This window comes from Acinetobacter sp. YH12040 (assembly GCF_013420005.1).
In the GTDB taxonomy this organism is placed as follows: Bacteria; Pseudomonadota; Gammaproteobacteria; order Pseudomonadales; family Moraxellaceae; genus Acinetobacter; species Acinetobacter amyesii.
This window is the reverse complement of sequence record NZ_VOZB01000006.1, coordinates 94730-109521: the sequence shown is the minus strand read 5'-3', so window position 1 is coordinate 109521 and position 14792 is coordinate 94730. Positions and strand designations below refer to the sequence as shown.

At 40.4% G+C, this 14792-nt stretch carries 17 protein-coding genes; 9 read left to right on the top strand and 8 right to left on the bottom strand.

What is annotated here, in order from left to right; translation table 11 throughout:
• Positions 1-66: 66 nt before the first annotated feature.
• The 5 genes from gspM to FTT99_RS08640 all read right to left on the bottom strand — a co-directional run bounded on the left by gspM (position 67) and on the right by FTT99_RS08640 (position 3972).
• Complete coding sequence (gspM, locus tag FTT99_RS08660; protein WP_078188869.1) at positions 67-546, bottom strand: type II secretion system protein GspM; 480 nt, start codon at positions 544-546, stop codon at positions 67-69.
• On the bottom strand, positions 546-1685 hold the full coding sequence (gspL, locus tag FTT99_RS08655) for a type II secretion system protein GspL (RefSeq protein WP_180129490.1): 1140 nt from the start codon (positions 1683-1685) through the stop codon (positions 546-548). Before gspL ends, gspM begins: the two co-directional genes overlap by 1 nt.
• Positions 1686-1712: 27 nt before the next feature.
• Positions 1713-2168, bottom strand: coding sequence for a histidine phosphatase family protein (locus FTT99_RS08650; protein ID WP_180110627.1), 456 nt, complete (start codon positions 2166-2168; stop codon positions 1713-1715).
• A gap of 79 nt (positions 2169-2247) precedes the next feature.
• Positions 2248-3321: an NAD(P)H-dependent glycerol-3-phosphate dehydrogenase gene (locus FTT99_RS08645; RefSeq protein WP_078188874.1), complete on the bottom strand. Its 1074-nt coding sequence runs from the start codon at positions 3319-3321 to the stop codon at positions 2248-2250.
• A gap of 60 nt (positions 3322-3381) precedes the next feature.
• The gene (locus tag FTT99_RS08640) at positions 3382-3972 is read right to left on the bottom strand and encodes a nitroreductase family protein (RefSeq protein WP_171525909.1); all 591 of its coding nucleotides are present in this window, start codon (positions 3970-3972) and stop codon (positions 3382-3384) included.
• A gap of 212 nt (positions 3973-4184) precedes the next feature.
• Between FTT99_RS08640 and FTT99_RS08635 the strand changes: the two genes are divergently transcribed.
• Entirely contained in the window at positions 4185-4574 is a 390-nt protein-coding gene (locus FTT99_RS08635) for a hypothetical protein (protein ID WP_078188876.1), read from the top strand.
• Between the two features lie 98 nt (positions 4575-4672).
• Here FTT99_RS08635 and rhlB read toward each other — a convergent pair whose 3' ends face one another.
• Positions 4673-5824 (bottom strand): ATP-dependent RNA helicase RhlB, encoded by a 1152-nt coding sequence (gene rhlB, locus FTT99_RS08630; protein WP_180003018.1) that lies wholly within the window; start codon positions 5822-5824, stop codon positions 4673-4675.
• Positions 5825-5923: 99 nt separating this feature from the next.
• Positions 5924-6136, bottom strand: coding sequence for a cold-shock protein (locus FTT99_RS08625; protein WP_005014923.1), 213 nt, complete (start codon positions 6134-6136; stop codon positions 5924-5926).
• A 376-nt stretch (positions 6137-6512) separates the two neighbouring features.
• Between FTT99_RS08625 and FTT99_RS08620 the strand changes: the two genes are divergently transcribed.
• The 6 genes from FTT99_RS08620 (at position 6513) to FTT99_RS08595 (ending at position 10099) form a co-directional block, all read left to right on the top strand.
• Positions 6513-6746 (top strand): sulfurtransferase TusA family protein, encoded by a 234-nt coding sequence (locus FTT99_RS08620; protein ID WP_180129493.1) that lies wholly within the window; start codon positions 6513-6515, stop codon positions 6744-6746.
• 142 nt (positions 6747-6888) lie between these two features.
• Entirely contained in the window at positions 6889-7758 is an 870-nt protein-coding gene (gene rpoH / locus FTT99_RS08615; RefSeq protein WP_078188879.1) for an RNA polymerase sigma factor RpoH, read from the top strand.
• A gap of 168 nt (positions 7759-7926) precedes the next feature.
• Positions 7927-8292 carry a DUF423 domain-containing protein gene (locus FTT99_RS08610; protein WP_078188880.1) on the top strand — a complete coding sequence of 122 codons (366 nt, stop codon included), beginning with the start codon at positions 7927-7929 and terminating at the stop codon, positions 8290-8292.
• A gap of 57 nt (positions 8293-8349) precedes the next feature.
• The gene (gene thiS, locus FTT99_RS08605) at positions 8350-8547 is read left to right on the top strand and encodes a sulfur carrier protein ThiS (protein WP_111885686.1); all 198 of its coding nucleotides are present in this window, start codon (positions 8350-8352) and stop codon (positions 8545-8547) included.
• 12 nt (positions 8548-8559) lie between these two features.
• On the top strand, positions 8560-9345 hold the full coding sequence (locus FTT99_RS08600; RefSeq protein WP_111885685.1) for a thiazole synthase: 786 nt from the start codon (positions 8560-8562) through the stop codon (positions 9343-9345).
• 181 nt (positions 9346-9526) lie between these two features.
• Complete coding sequence (locus tag FTT99_RS08595; RefSeq protein WP_180129494.1) at positions 9527-10099, top strand: hypothetical protein; 573 nt, start codon at positions 9527-9529, stop codon at positions 10097-10099.
• 82 nt (positions 10100-10181) lie between these two features.
• Here the strand turns inward: FTT99_RS08595 and FTT99_RS08590 are convergent, their stop codons facing one another.
• Positions 10182-10793 (bottom strand): glutathione binding-like protein, encoded by a 612-nt coding sequence (locus tag FTT99_RS08590; protein WP_078188886.1) that lies wholly within the window; start codon positions 10791-10793, stop codon positions 10182-10184.
• Positions 10794-11008: 215 nt separating this feature from the next.
• Here FTT99_RS08590 and FTT99_RS08585 point away from each other — a divergent pair, with 215 nt between their 5' ends.
• On the top strand, positions 11009-12451 hold the full coding sequence (locus tag FTT99_RS08585; protein ID WP_180129496.1) for a SulP family inorganic anion transporter: 1443 nt from the start codon (positions 11009-11011) through the stop codon (positions 12449-12451).
• Positions 12452-12740: 289 nt separating this feature from the next.
• Positions 12741-14681: a sensor histidine kinase gene (locus tag FTT99_RS08580; protein ID WP_180129497.1), complete on the top strand. Its 1941-nt coding sequence runs from the start codon at positions 12741-12743 to the stop codon at positions 14679-14681.
• Positions 14682-14792 lie beyond the last annotated feature (111 nt).

Here is a 14792-nt window from a genome sequence, read left to right as displayed (position 1 = left end):
AAGTCGGCATATTATAGGCACAGCACAAATAAAACACCATGCTTAGCAGATCTTTATTTTTACCGATTATTGTACACTCGCTGTTAATTTGACCTGTCCCGCTTCAGAACTTAATTCCATCTTTTCAATACTTAAGCCCATTTGAACCAATTGCGTCAAAAAATTGGCCAGAATTGCATAATTTTCATGCATCACAGCAATCTGTATTTGCTCGCCGACTTGTTGCGATGCCACTGACAAGCCCTGTTGTTGCGACACACGCTGAACTTTTTCCAACGCACTCAGTTGTGTATCACCTGCTGGTTTCATCGTGACGGCATTACTTTGCATCCAAACAACAGTATCTTTAAGTTCATTCACGCGCTTTTGTTGAAAATTTGCAGCTTTGTTCATATAAAATAGTGCCGAACCAATCGCTGCCACTACAACAAAAATCGTGGTAAAGATCACCATGACTCGTTCACGAGTAGAAAGTTGGTCTAAATAATCAGTGATGCGCTCAATTTGCCCATCTATACGTTGCTGTAGGTTTTCCATTTTTGTCATTATTGTATTTTCACCAATCCAATCGCGCCGTTGGCACTTGGTTGAATATTCCCTAATTCAACTTTAAAACCTTGTTGTTTTAAATGATTGGTTAGGGTTTGTAGTACTTCTGCCGAATTGGCTTTTAGCTCCATATTCAGCATCGAGGATTCATAGCTCACACGATTTGCAGAAATTTGGTTTTGCATCAAAACTGGCCCGACACGGCTCAGCAAGGACAGCGCCTGCGCATTGCCCGTTTGACTCTGACGCAACTGTGATTCGAACTGGCTTTTCAGCGTTTGTTCAGTCACAGGATAGCTTTGCCCAAACCAATATTTAAACTGATCAATCGCTTGTGCCGCAGTGATATTGGCCACTTTTTTGTATTGATACCAACGAACTGCATCATAGCTAAACTGTGTAATTAGAGCCGCAACCAAAACAGCTGCACATGCTTTCCAATAGCCACTCACACCATTATTGGCTTTGGCTTTCGGCAAAACATTGAGTGGATGTTGTTTGGGTTTTTTTATATTGGGTAGTTCATAATGAAACGATTCAATGTGATCATGCGTTACAGCGGCTTCAAGACTATGCGTCTGATCTGAACTTAGATTTGAAATCTTATAGTTCGGCTGACCAATTTGATAATCTAAGTACAATGCCAAATCATCAACAGACTGACCGACATATTCACAATTTCGGACCAATAAATGACCGCTGACATTTGCCAAAACATGTTGCCCAGCTTCTGGGCTTGGCAAGACCAAAAAGTCAGGTAATAACGAAATGACTTTCACAGGAATTAGCGTCAAAGCATGCTGCATCGTTTCAACTGTACTATGCGCAACCCCCATGACCGTTAATTCATCTGGACTTTGAAAATGATGCAATACTTTCATTGCATCCAAAGGCAAAATGACATATTCCTCAAGTAAATATTTTACGCCGTCTGGGCCAAGTTTTTTATACTGGTTTTTTGGAAAATTTTGCTGAATGATTTGTACATCACGACTTGGAAAGAAAACAACCGCTTCCTTTCCCGCATGTGGCTGAATTTCCTGAATCAATTGTTCAAGTGTCGATGACTGCTTCCAGAAATCCCCTTCTGACCATTGCCAAACCCCATTGGCTTCGGGCATCCATAAATACAACATTAATTTTTCTGCCGTTTTAATTGGTTTTTATGTTGATGGTATAAACGTTTTAATTTGTGTTGATAACCCTGGAGCAATGACTGCTTGTTCATAAATACGCGCTTCTGCCAAAGCATAGGGATTAAAATATTCTGAGACCAAAACACTGGCCATATGTGCCACAACGTTCATATGGCACACCACCACAATAGACTCATACGGTAAATGTGACAACCACTCCACTGCAACTTTGGCATCATCTTCCGGTTTGATGGTATTACAAATAACCACTGGCACATGTGGAAAATGTTTTTGCAAAAATGAAAGTGTTTGCTGCGCACGCAATAACGGACTCACCACAAAAACGTCTGGTTGAATTAAATCTTTCAAATATGCTGCAGTTTCTGCCGCTTGAGTTTGTCCACGCGCTGTTAATGGACGCTTTTCATCATTCCCCATTACAGGTGGAGCAGCTTCGCCATGCCTAACCAATGTCAGTTGCATAAAATTTCCTTATTCTATTCCGCACATTATATACAGCCAGTATGACAAAGCTATGTGTATTGCATATTAATCAGCAAACTTAAACTTGCTGATGTGGCAAGACAAATTCAACGTCACTGCGATGTCCATTTTTCATCAATGACAATGCGATGTTCAGGGCCGGCGCACCTTCAAAAATCACTTCATACAATGCACTGGTAATTGGCATATACACACCGAGCTCTTCAGAGCGTGCGCGTACTTGCACAATCGTATTAATCCCTTCCGCAGTTTGTCCGAGTTCTTTGGTGGCTTGTTCTAAGCTTTTACCACTACCGAGTGCAAAGCCGACTTGGTAATTGCGGCTGAGTGGACTACTACAAGTTGCAAATAAGTCGCCGACACCAGATAAACCTAGGAATGTTAATGGGTTTGCGCCTAATTTCACTGCAAAGCGGCTCATTTCTGCCAAAGCACGTGTCAAAATCATACTCTTGGTATTTTCACCGACACCATAAGCTGCAGCTAGACCCATCGCGACTGCATAGATATTTTTCAGTGCACCGCCCAATTCCACGCCATGCACATCATCACTTGCAAATACACGGAATAATGCACTGTGCAGCGCTTGTTGAACTGCATAACGAACCAGTTCAGATTGGCTTGCGATCACTGTTCCTGCAGGTTGTCCTGCAACAATTTCCTTCGCCAAGTTTGGCCCTGAAAGCACACCATAAGGGACTTCAGGAAGTTCTTCACGAATAATATCGCTCATAAAGCTAAAGGTATTGGCTTCAATACCTTTGGTTAAAGACACCACTGCTTGTGAGGTGATAAAAGGTTTGATCTGCTGTAAAACACTACGGAAAGAATGGCTCGGAATGGCCACCAAAATAATGTCACGATTACATACTGCTTTTTCTAAATCTGAAACAGCGAGCAAACCGGCTTCTAATTGAAAATCTGGCAAGTAACGTTTATTGATATGTGTTGCATTGATATCCGCAGCCACCGCCTCATCACGAATCCATATCATGGTGTCACAGCCATTACGTACTGCAGTATTGGCCATCGCAGTACCAAAACTCCCACCACCCAACACCGTAACACGCAGTGCAGTTTTTTGATCAACTGACACTGGGCTAACAAGACTTGCAAAATCAAGTTCTGACATTGTTCTTTTATCCTAATTTCTTTACTGATCGAACTTCATCAATCGATCTATTTTTCACTTTTATTGGTTTGCTTTATGCCAATGGCTTACAAAGTCAGCAGACTGTATTTCAGCACGAGGTGGAATTGCTTTCACAGCTGTACCGATATAAATAATGCCTGAAATCAAATCGTTTTCCGTTAAGCCTAAGGCTTGTTTAAACAATTTAGATTCAACCACCGCCCCACTACGCCACATGGTTGAAAAGCCCTGTGCTTGTAAAGAGAGCAAAAAGTTTTGTACTGCTGCGCCTGAACTTAAAATTTGTTCGAAATGCGGAACTTTGGGATGATCTTGTAATTGAGTTAAAGCCAAAACCAATAGTGGCGCACGAAATGGATGGTGTTTCACACGTTCCAACTGCGCTTCTTCTGTTTGTCCAGTATCGGCTAAAGCATGTGAAAGCAACTCACCAAATGCTTCACGTTCAGTTTCAGGAATAATCACGAAACGCGTAGGCTTAAGACGATGATGATCTGGCGCCGTTAAAGCGGCTTGAAACGCATTTTCCAATTGCTCAGCATTCGGCGCAGGTTCAATTAAATGACCAATCGACTGACGCTGATGAATATTTTGATGAACTGTATCAACTGCTGATTTTAGAATTGACATCTATACACTGTACTTTAAAACGTTTGCTCAAGATTAGCATATTCTCAATAACTTACTCTAGAATGTTTACATCAGACTCGGTGCTTATTTGTTAAGTCAGCTTTATTCACAGATTTACTATAAAAAAACCGCATAACTTGTACAGCAGTTCCCTGTTCTATAAGAAATTTTATGTTCAAATAAATCAAATTGTTTCTAACTCGGGGCACCGCATGAAAAAATTCAACAAAACTGTTGCCATTGTTAGCACGCTAAGCGCAACTGTGCTTTTAGCTGCATGTACATCTACACCAACAAAATCCTTAGCGATTCAAAAACCAAATAATCAATATGAAGTGACTGCCGTAGGTAAAACCAGTTTAGCGGCAAAAAATAATGCAATTGCAGCTGCAAATAGTACCTGTGGTAAAAATGCGACCCCTGTCGTCGTGGATGAAAAGCAAGAATACAACGGAGTTTTAAAAGGCGTGGTCGATGAAAAGACAGGTCAAATGATTCAGGCGGCGGCTGGCGTACTTGGCACCATTACTGGAAATAGCGGTAGCATCAGCAAAGATGATGATTACCAAACCGTACTAACCTTTAGTTGCCGTGCAAACTAAAACGCTAGTCTGTGATTTTGTTTTGTCATTAACACAAAATGAAATAGTCGACATGAAATAAAAAAGCCTGCAAATCTGCAGGCTTTTTAGAAGCAAAATTAGCAATAACCGTCTAAACGGGTTAAAGGTAATTTTTGACCAATGGCTTTTTCAATTTCAGGCAGTGAAAAAGCATCATCTTCAGACAAGAAACTAATACTCACACCACGAGTACCTGCACGACCTGTACGACCGATACGGTGTACATAATCATCCGACTGTTCAGGAAGTGTGAAGTTCACTACATGAGAAACACCATCGACATGGATACCACGACCCGCAACGTCTGTTGCAATCATGATGTTATGTTGACCATTTTTGAACTGATCAAGCATTTTCAAACGCTTATCTTGAGCGATTTCACCTGACAACATCACCACTTTATAACCGTCTTTTTTGAGGTGATCATAAAGTTTACGCACTTGATCACGACGGTTGGCAAAGATCATGACCTTTTCAATTGGTTCATCACGTAAGATGTCTTCCAGCAATTTATATTTATCAGACTTCGCCACCATGTAGACACGTTGCTCTACATCTGCATTGGTTTTTTTCTCAGGTTCAATTTCAACAGTTACTGGTTCAAACAACCATTGCTGTGCCAAATTTAAAACGTCATAACTAAATGTTGCAGAGAACATCAAAGTTTGTCGTTGTTCTTTACGTGGTGAAAAGCGCACGATACGTTTCACTGAAGGAATAAAGCCCATATCTAAAAGACGGTCAGCTTCATCGATCACTAAAAATTCAATTTGATCGAGCCAAACTTCTTTTTGTTCAACAAAGTCAATCAAGCGACCCGGTGTCGCCACCATAATGTCGACAAAATTACGATTTAATAGATTTTTTTGCTTATCAAAATCTACCCCACCGAGCAAAGTCATGACATTGAGATCAGTGTATTTCACTAATTCTTTTGCATCACTTTCAATTTGCAAAGCAAGTTCGCGCGTTGGTGCAAGAATCAATGCACGCGGTTCACCACGATAACGCTGTTCTTTAATTGGATTATTCAACAAGTCATTGATCACACTGACCAAGAAAGCCGCAGTCTTCCCAGTACCAGTTTGAGCACGACCAATAGCGTCATGTCCAGCCAATGTAAATTTTAAAACCTTTTGCTGAATAGGCGTCATATCCTTAAAACCTAAAGCATCAATGGCTTTTTTAAGGTTCGGATGTAAATTTAAGGTTTCAAAACCTGATGACATATAGATGTGCCCTAATTGAATAATCACAAAATTGCTGAAGCATTATAAACAAAAAACGCCCCAATTTACATTGGAGCGTTTTTGAGTACATTCAGACGATTAGTCTAAAGGTTGTACTTCTTCAGCTTGGAAGCCTTTTTGACCTTTAACAACGCTGAATTCTACGCGTTGGCCGTCACGAAGTGAACGGTGGCCTTCGCCCATAATTGCGCGGAAATGAACGAATACGTCGTCGCCGCCGTTACGTTGAATAAAGCCAAAGCCTTTAGTGTCGTTGAACCATTTAACAACGCCTTGTTCACGAGCTGTCATAAGTTAATCCTTATCGTATTTAAAAAAGAAGGACCACCCGGTGTTGCAAACAGCAGACCAAACAAGGTTAAAAAAAATATTTTTATTTCTAAGCTTGTAATCATTCTGTAAAACTATCAACAAAATCCCGGTTACATCCAAATATATCAAGAGTTAAGAGGCTTCACAGCCAACAAAAATCTTAACAACGCAACGAGCTTAACACGGGTTTACCGCAATTAATAGATTTTTTTGATCTATTTTCCTTTTGAATATTCTTATTTTTTCACATCGTTTGAGTTATAAATCACAAAGGATTTTTACCTATTTTAGGTTGGGATTTGGCACTGTATTTGCTAATATTTCCATTGAAATGTAAACATGTTGGATCTGCTTCGTGAGTGACAGCCAAAATTCGCTTTTAACTGTAGATGCAATGGGTAAACCCTGCCCGATGCCACTATTGATGCTCAAAAAAGCTTTAAAGAAAACTCCAGACCAATCTTTATTGTTAAAGTCATCCGATCCGCACAGCCAACAAGATGTATCACGATACTGTCAAATACATCAGTTAAACTGTGAAATGCGCAAAATTTCCGATTCTGAGTTTCATTACTTGATTGAATCTTAAAAAGATTCAGTTAAACTAAATTGCTTCATAATTGAATAAAAGTTTACATTTCTATACCCAATTTTCCATAATTTACGGAAATATTGGATTAAGATGAATCTTAGTTATTGGGCTTACCCATTTTAATTCTCAAGGAGAAAACATGAGTGACAGCAGCAATCAATTGATGCCCCTGTCATTATCGGCACCTGGGGTGAATCTTGGTGCTTATATTAGTACTGTTAATCAGATTCCAATTTTATCGGCCGAACAAGAAAAAGAGCTGGCCGAACGTTATTATTATGACCAAGATTTAGACGCAGCTAAAATGCTGGTGATGTCACATCTTCGTTTTGTTGTGCATATCGCACGTAGCTATGCAGGCTACGGCTTGCCACAAGGTGACCTGATTCAAGAAGGTAACTTGGGCTTAATGAAAGCGGTAAAACGTTTTGACCCAAACATGGGCGTACGTCTCGTATCTTTTGCTGTACATTGGATTAAAGCAGAAATTCATGAATATGTGATTCGTAACTGGCGTATTGTCAAAATTGCGACCACTAAAGCGCAGCGTAAATTATTCTTTAATTTACGTAGCTTAAAAAAGTCATCTAAAAAATTAACTTTGGCTGAAGCACAGTCGATTGCCAATGACTTAAATGTAACACCTGAACAAGTCTTGGAAATGGAAGGCCGTTTAACTGCTTATGATGCTGCCTTTGAAGCTCAAGGTGATGACGACGATGAAGGTTCGACCCATGTCGCTCCTGCCCTTTATCTCGAAGATAACCGTTACGACCCTGCGCGTTTAGCGGAAGATGAAGATTACGAAGAACAAAGCACTTCAGCTTTACATGAAGCCATGGATCAGTTGGATGACCGTTCACGTAACATCTTACAACGTCGCTGGTTAGATGACGAAAAGTCGACGCTGCATGAATTGGCGGCGGAATATAATGTATCTGCTGAACGTATTCGTCAGTTGGAAAAAAATGCGATGGAAAAAATTAAAGTCGCAATGTCCTCAAACTAAGTTGAAGGCTTTTCCAGTCATTCTTAAAAAGAGCATTTCGATGCTCTTTTTTATGTCTGAATAGTATTGAATGACAAGCTACAACACAAAAACTTTGGGCATTTTTGCTTTAACCCTGCGTGCTAAATATGCTATGGTTATGCGCAAATTTTGTTAAGGTGAATGCACATGTGGATTGCCATTTCCGCACTTAACTTAGCTTTTGCTGTAATGCTTGGTGCCTTTGGTGCACACGGATTAAAAGCTCGCGCGACTGAAGCCCAATTGGCTTGGTGGCAAACTGCAACGGACTATTTCTTTTATCATGCACTGGGCTTACTTGCCCTCGCGATCTTATCCAAAGTCATTCCCCAACTTCCAATAAAAGCCAGTTTCCTACTTATACAAATTGGTATTTTCTTCTTCTGTGGTTCTTTATATGTGATGGCTCTAGGCTTACCACGTGGTCTTGGTGCAATTACCCCGATTGGTGGAGCGCTGATGATTGCTGGATGGCTCATATTGGCCTGGAATGCGTTTAAATACGCAAAATAATCAACAGCAGATATTAACCTTACTCAATCGGTAAGGCAGCAAGAACGGAATCCACAAATGCAAATTTATTTAAACGGCGAAGCTACACAAACCGAATGTGTCAACCTCTTGCAATTGGTTCAACAATTACAACTGGAAGGCAAACGCTTCGCTGTTGAAAAAAATGAAATGATCATCTCGAAAAGTAAATTGGAACAAACCCCAATTGCAGAGCAAGATCATATTGAAATTATTCATGCCGTAGGTGGCGGCTAAAATGGAGCTCCCATGGAAGATACACCCCTTATCATTGGTTCACGTACATTTAATTCACGACTTTTAGTTGGTACAGGTAAGTACAAGGACTTAACGGAAACTGACCAGGCCATTCAAGCCAGTGGTGCTGAAATTGTAACCGTTGCCATTCGCCGTGTGAATATTGGTCAACATCCAGACCAGCCGAACTTGCTTTCTGTAGTTCCACCTGAGAAATATACGATTTTGCCAAATACAGCCGGTTGTTTCGATGCGAACAGCGCGGTTCGTACTTGTATGTTGGCGCGTGAACTATTAGATGGTCACAATCTGGTTAAACTTGAGGTTTTAGGCGATGAGAAAACCCTATATCCAAATATTACCGAGACTTTAAAAGCTGCACGTACATTGATTGACGATGGCTTTGAAATCATGGTTTATACCTCAGATGACCCGATTGTGGCACAAGAACTGGAAAGCATGGGCTGTGTAGCGATTATGCCTTTAGGTAGTCTCATTGGCTCAGGTTTAGGCATTCTCAACCCACATACTATTTCGATCATTAAAGACAATGCCAAAGTGCCTGTCTTGGTCGATGCGGGTGTAGGTACAGCAAGTGATGCAGCGATAGCGATGGAATTGGGCTGTGATGGCGTATTAATGAATACAGCAATTGCAGCTGCACAAAACCCTGTTCTGATGGCTTCAGCGATGAAAAAAGCAGTTGAAGCAGGCCGTGAAGCATTCCTAGCAGGACGTATGCCGCGTAAACGCATGGCAAATGCCAGTTCACCTGAAACTGGATACTTCTTTAAATAAGAACTCATTCACGGTATAAAAGAGGACTCTATTGAGTCCTTTTTTTGATTTTGAAAACCTGATAACAATGAAAATATCCCATATATTTTGTACTTTGAGTCTTTGTGTCGCATCTAGTTGGCTGTCTGCCCAAGTGCCCAGCACAGCCAAATCACTCGCGCCTCAAGGTTGGGACATTTTGATGGCTACGACTGGCGACCTAAACAAAGATCAAATGCCAGATATTGCGATGATCGTGGAAAAACAAAAAGTCGATGTGGTGACCTATGATGACGATAGCAAAGTCGTTCATAACCATCCACGACAACTCATCGTATTTTTTAAAACCGCAAAGGGATATCAACGTATCGTTGAAAACAACAGTATCCCAGTCGCTCAGCAACCGAATTCATGCTTACTTGATCCACTTGCTGAAGCAGAAGACATCCAAATCAGTAAAGGCAATTTACTCGTTCATTTTAGTTATTTTATGGCTTGTGGTGGCTGGGAATGGCCCCGACATAGTTATACCTTCCGTTGGCAAAATCAACGCTTTGACCTGATTGGTTTTGACTACAATAGCTTTCACCGCGCTTCTGGTGAAGAAACATCGAAAAGTTATAATTTTTCGACCTTAAAACGTAAGGAAATTGTAGGCGGCAATATGTTTGAAGATGCCAAAACTCAAACCAAATGGTCAACCTTCAAAGCACCACAACAACTGACGCTTAAAAATATTAACTTTGATGATTTCTATACACAGTTCGAGTACTAAGTTAAACCTGAGCAATGCCAATCTAGCAATAAAAAAACCGCCAATTTCGGCGGTCTTTTTTAATTCAATTTGAATACACAACTTAAGGAATTAAACCTTCATCTCGCATCGCAATTTGAACTGATTGGCGCTCTGCAACTTTGTTGCGTAATGCAATGATATTTTTATATGGCGTTAAATCATGACCGATGCCATTTGACCAATTTGTCAGTACAAAGAGATAAGCATCTGCTGGGCCAAAGTTATCATCGACCAAATAGTCGTTATCCGATTCACCAATCGCTTTATCGATGTATGTCAATAAACGATCAATTTCTGCATAAGCTTTTTCTTTAGCGTCTGCATCTAGTGGTGCACCAAAGAATACGGCATAAGCATCATGTAATTCTGAGTTCAAATAGCCAAGCCATTCTAAAACTTTGGCACGACCTAAACCTGATGGCGGAATTAAGTCTTGTTTTGGATCATGCTGTGCAAGGAACGGTAAAATGGCCACATTCTCGGTCAAGATCAAACCTGGGTTGATTTCTAATGCAGGTACATAACCTTTTGGGTTGATCTCGTAATAATCTACCCCTTTTTCTGTTTTATGGTTTTTTAGGTCAACACGGACCAAATCAAAATCGACATTAATTTCATTTAAAATAATATGTGATGCTAATGAACATGCACCTGGAGAATAATAAAGCTTCATATCTGATCCTTGTTATGTACTATTCAATGTTTTAAATCTCTTCTGTCAAACTTTCAAGTGATCAAACCTGTAAATTGCAAAAAAGCGTAAATGCTGAAACACATATACTCTTTGACTATTGTCCATAATCAAGAAGATTTCAAGTCAATCTGTTATGCATTTTTATACTCAGTTGTTTTAACATAGCCGCGTTTAAGATTTGATGAAAAGTTACCGTGTTACAACTTAAAAAAGAACAATGGTTTTCCAATATTCGTACTGATGTACTCGCTGGCTTGGTGGTTGGACTTGCGTTGATTCCAGAATCCATCGCCTTTTCAGCTATTGCTGGGGTTGACCCTCAGGTTGGTTTGTACGCTTCGTTTTGTATTGCCGTCACCATTGCCTTTTTTGGTGGTCGTACAGCAATGATTTCAGCTGCTACGGGTGCGATGGCCTTACTTATGATCACGTTGGTCAAAGATCATGGTTTGCAATACCTTTTGGCTGCCACGGTTTTAACTGGTGTGATTCAGATCATTGCTGGCTATTTTAAAGTATCAAAACTTATGCGCTTCGTCTCGCAGTCAGTGGTGTATGGTTTTTTAAATGCACTCGCGATTTTGATTTTTGTCGCACAGCTACCTGAAATGTCAAAGATGGATAGTTTAGGCTATGTCTTTATGCTTTTAGGGCTTGCGATTATTTATCTTTTTCCATATCTACCTAAAATTGGCAAAGCCATTCCATCACCGCTGATTTGCATTATTGTCCTCAGTGGTTTGGCATTATTTTTAGGTGCTGACCTGCGTACTGTCAGTGATTTGGGTAAGTTTCCAGAGACTCTACCTATTTTCTGGATTCCTGAAATTCCTTTTAATCTTGAAACCCTCACGATTATTTTTCCCTATTCCATTACCCTAGCAACAGTTGGCCTATTAGAAACCATGATGACCACGACAGTGATCAATGAAGTCACTGGAACTGAAGGTGATCGTCATCAGGAATGTCGTGGTCAAGGGATTGCCAATATTGTCAGTGGCTTTATGGGCGGCATGGCTGGATGTGCCATGATTGGGCAGTCGATTATTAATGTTAGTTCTGGCGCGCGAACTCGCCTTTCCACTTTGGTTGCAGGTGTATTTTTGTTGTGCTTAGTGGTGTTCTTAAAAGACTGGTTGGCCTATGTCCCAATGGCGGCCTTAGTCGCGATTATGGTCATGGTGTCATTCACTACGTTCCAATGGAATTCTGTCAAGCAATTTTCAAAGCATCCAATGTCTTTTAATGTCGTGATGATTGCTGTGGTGATCGTGGTGCTCGCAACACATAACTTGGCGCTTGGCGTATTGGTTGGCGTGCTCCTCTCTGCGTTGTTTATTATCAATCACCTGGAAAGCTCGGTAAAAGTCACATCAGAACTTAAAGACGACGTCCGTAGCTACACAGTCTATGGACAAATTTTCTTTAGTAGCTCTGAGAGTTTTTATCAATTTTTTGATTTTCAGGAGATGGTTACTCATGTACGAATTGATCTGAGCCATGCCCATATTTGGGATATTACTTCCGTTAATATTTTGAAGAATGTCGTACAAAAATTTGAATCACAACAGATTCAAGTAGAGGTTTTTGGCTTAAATGAAGCAAATAGCACTTTACTTGACCGTGTCAGTGACTAATGGATTTTTGAAATATTCACTTTGAATCAAATCAATTTTCAATAAAGCGCGACCTATTGGGACCCTAAGCAGGATATATATAGCAAAGGGTTTCAATAATCAAAGTCTCATTTGTAATGACATTACATAAAATACTAAGCCTATAAAAAAGCGAAAAATTCACCATTCATTCGATTTAACTGTATAATTCATCTCATAAAATTATAACTATCAAAAATAAAACAAAGATTTGATGTGACTTTCTATTTATTTTTTTAAATTGTGGATACACAAAATTGGGGGAATTTTGATGGTATGGTTTTGGTCACGACACTGCATTCAAGCAAATCGGCTGCTGGTCTTAGCGAGTCTATTTTGCCTGCTATGTTGTATTGCTATACCCACTTTTGCCAATGCCACCCCTCAGATCTCAAGCAGTCATTGTCCTGTTGAAATTACCCATATTGCCACAGCTAAAAGCGCTGTCGAGCAAGAGCGCCCACGTACAGGTTGGCAAAATCTGCAAAAGCTTCCAGACACTTGGAATAAACGTTGGCCGGATTATCATGGTATCGCTTGGTACAAAATCCAATTTAAGTTGAACTGTGACCTCCATCAGTTAAATCAACCCATTGCTATCGCTATACAAGGCATCACCCAAAGTGGTCGGGTTTATATCAACGATGCCCTACTTTGGCAAGATTACATTTCAGCAGAACATTTTTCACGAAGCCAACATCAACCAAGAATTTTGAACTTGCCTAGCTCGAGTTTAAAGCAAGGTGTTAATACCATTTGGGTGCAAGTGTATGGTTCAGTGACCCAAAAATCAGGACTCAGTTCAGTTCAAATTGGGGAATACCAGCAAGTCTATAATACCTTTAAAATTTGGTTACTCGAACAACGACAATTAGTCGAACTCAATACGATGATTAATTTCGTCGTGGCTGTGTTCTTTTTTTTAGCATGGCTCGCCAATCGTAATGAAAGAGCTTACTTATGGTTAACCATCACAGGCATGGCTTGGGTATTTTATAGCCTGTGTATTATTTTTAATGGGCCAATTTCATTTCTAACCACAGTACAGGTCGACCGCCTACAAAATATCATTTTCTGTTTTTATACGGTTTTTGGCTGTATTGGTGCATGGTATTTTGCAAACCACCCATTCCCGAAAATTCAGAAACTGTTATTAAGCCTAGCCACCATCGCCGCGCTCTGTATAGGTTTTGCGCCAGAGGCTTATTTAAAGACCGTCATCCAAATTTGTTTTAGCTTCTTTGTTTTGGTCTTTATGGCCAAATGTATTAGCTACCCATATTTAGCCTATAAAGCCAAAATGGCTGAAACCTATTTGCTTGCAACGCTGTATCTGATTTATTTACCAATTGCGGTACATGATGCGCACTTTATGATGACCATGGAAGGCCATGCGCTCTCACCATATACTGGCCCACTAACCACCCTCGTTTTGGGCGGCGTACTGGCTTTGCGTTTAGCTCGACACACCCGTCAAATTGAGCGTTTTAATAAGACCTTAACTGAAAATGTACAACGAGCTGAACTGAAACTCGCTACCTCACTTGGTCAACAACATCAACTCGCGCTTGAAAATGCACGACTTCAAGAACGAATTCATTTATCTCATGACTTACATGATGGTTTAGGCGGATCAATTGTCCGTTCAATTTTACTGTTAGAACAAAATGACAAAATTGAAAAACCACAAATCATGTCGATGCTTAAACTGTTCCGAAATGATTTAAGACAAGTCATCGATTCAGGTTCGAGTATAGGAACGAAAGTTCCAGACACCCCGATCGAATGGGCGGCACCGATTCGCCATCGCTTTGTACAGCTCTTTGAAGAATTAGACATGAGCTCTAGCTGGAAAATTGCTGCCGAATGGATTCACTCACCTTCTGCGACCCAATGTCTCAATTTGACTCGTGTCGCAGAAGAAACCCTGACCAACATTTTAAAGCATAGTCGGGCTAGCAAAGTTAAAGTCAGTTTGTTCGAAACAGAGACTCAACTGATATTACGTATTGAAGATAATGGTATCGGCTTCGACCCTAATGATGTTGAACAAGGTCTACATGTTGGTCTACATAGTATGCAAACACGAATCCATCGTATCGGTGGTGAATTTAAAATACAGTCACAGCCGGGTTGTACCGTTCTTGAGGCCATTTTACCGTTTAAGCTTGATGGTGCTGACAGTGAAGATCTTGATGAAAAAACAGCCTAGATTAATGTTAATTCATGACTTTTGAGCTGAGCATTTGACTGTACATGGCAAATGCTCAGCACGGCTCCAATCGGTAAGATTGAGCAAAAAGCGGATTTATTCACGGTAAAA

Coding starts and splice junctions, on each gene's coding strand:
- gspM (WP_078188869.1), bottom strand. CDS start 546: ATGACAAAAATGGAAAACCTACAGCAACGTATAGATGGGCAAATTGAG.
- gspL (WP_180129490.1), bottom strand. CDS start 1,685: ATGTTGTATTTATGGATGCCCGAAGCCAATGGGGTTTGGCAATGGTCA.
- FTT99_RS08650 (WP_180110627.1), bottom strand. CDS start 2,168: ATGCAACTGACATTGGTTAGGCATGGCGAAGCTGCTCCACCTGTAATG.
- FTT99_RS08645 (WP_078188874.1), bottom strand. CDS start 3,321: ATGTCAGAACTTGATTTTGCAAGTCTTGTTAGCCCAGTGTCAGTTGAT.
- FTT99_RS08640 (WP_171525909.1), bottom strand. CDS start 3,972: ATGTCAATTCTAAAATCAGCAGTTGATACAGTTCATCAAAATATTCAT.
- FTT99_RS08635 (WP_078188876.1), top strand. CDS start 4,185: ATGAAAAAATTCAACAAAACTGTTGCCATTGTTAGCACGCTAAGCGCA.
- rhlB (WP_180003018.1), bottom strand. CDS start 5,824: ATGTCATCAGGTTTTGAAACCTTAAATTTACATCCGAACCTTAAAAAA.
- FTT99_RS08625 (WP_005014923.1), bottom strand. CDS start 6,136: ATGACAGCTCGTGAACAAGGCGTTGTTAAATGGTTCAACGACACTAAA.
- rpoH (WP_078188879.1), top strand. CDS start 6,889: ATGAGTGACAGCAGCAATCAATTGATGCCCCTGTCATTATCGGCACCT.
- FTT99_RS08610 (WP_078188880.1), top strand. CDS start 7,927: ATGTGGATTGCCATTTCCGCACTTAACTTAGCTTTTGCTGTAATGCTT.
- thiS (WP_111885686.1), top strand. CDS start 8,350: ATGCAAATTTATTTAAACGGCGAAGCTACACAAACCGAATGTGTCAAC.
- FTT99_RS08600 (WP_111885685.1), top strand. CDS start 8,560: ATGGAAGATACACCCCTTATCATTGGTTCACGTACATTTAATTCACGA.
- FTT99_RS08595 (WP_180129494.1), top strand. CDS start 9,527: ATGGCTACGACTGGCGACCTAAACAAAGATCAAATGCCAGATATTGCG.
- FTT99_RS08590 (WP_078188886.1), bottom strand. CDS start 10,793: ATGAAGCTTTATTATTCTCCAGGTGCATGTTCATTAGCATCACATATT.
- FTT99_RS08580 (WP_180129497.1), top strand. CDS start 12,741: ATGGTATGGTTTTGGTCACGACACTGCATTCAAGCAAATCGGCTGCTG.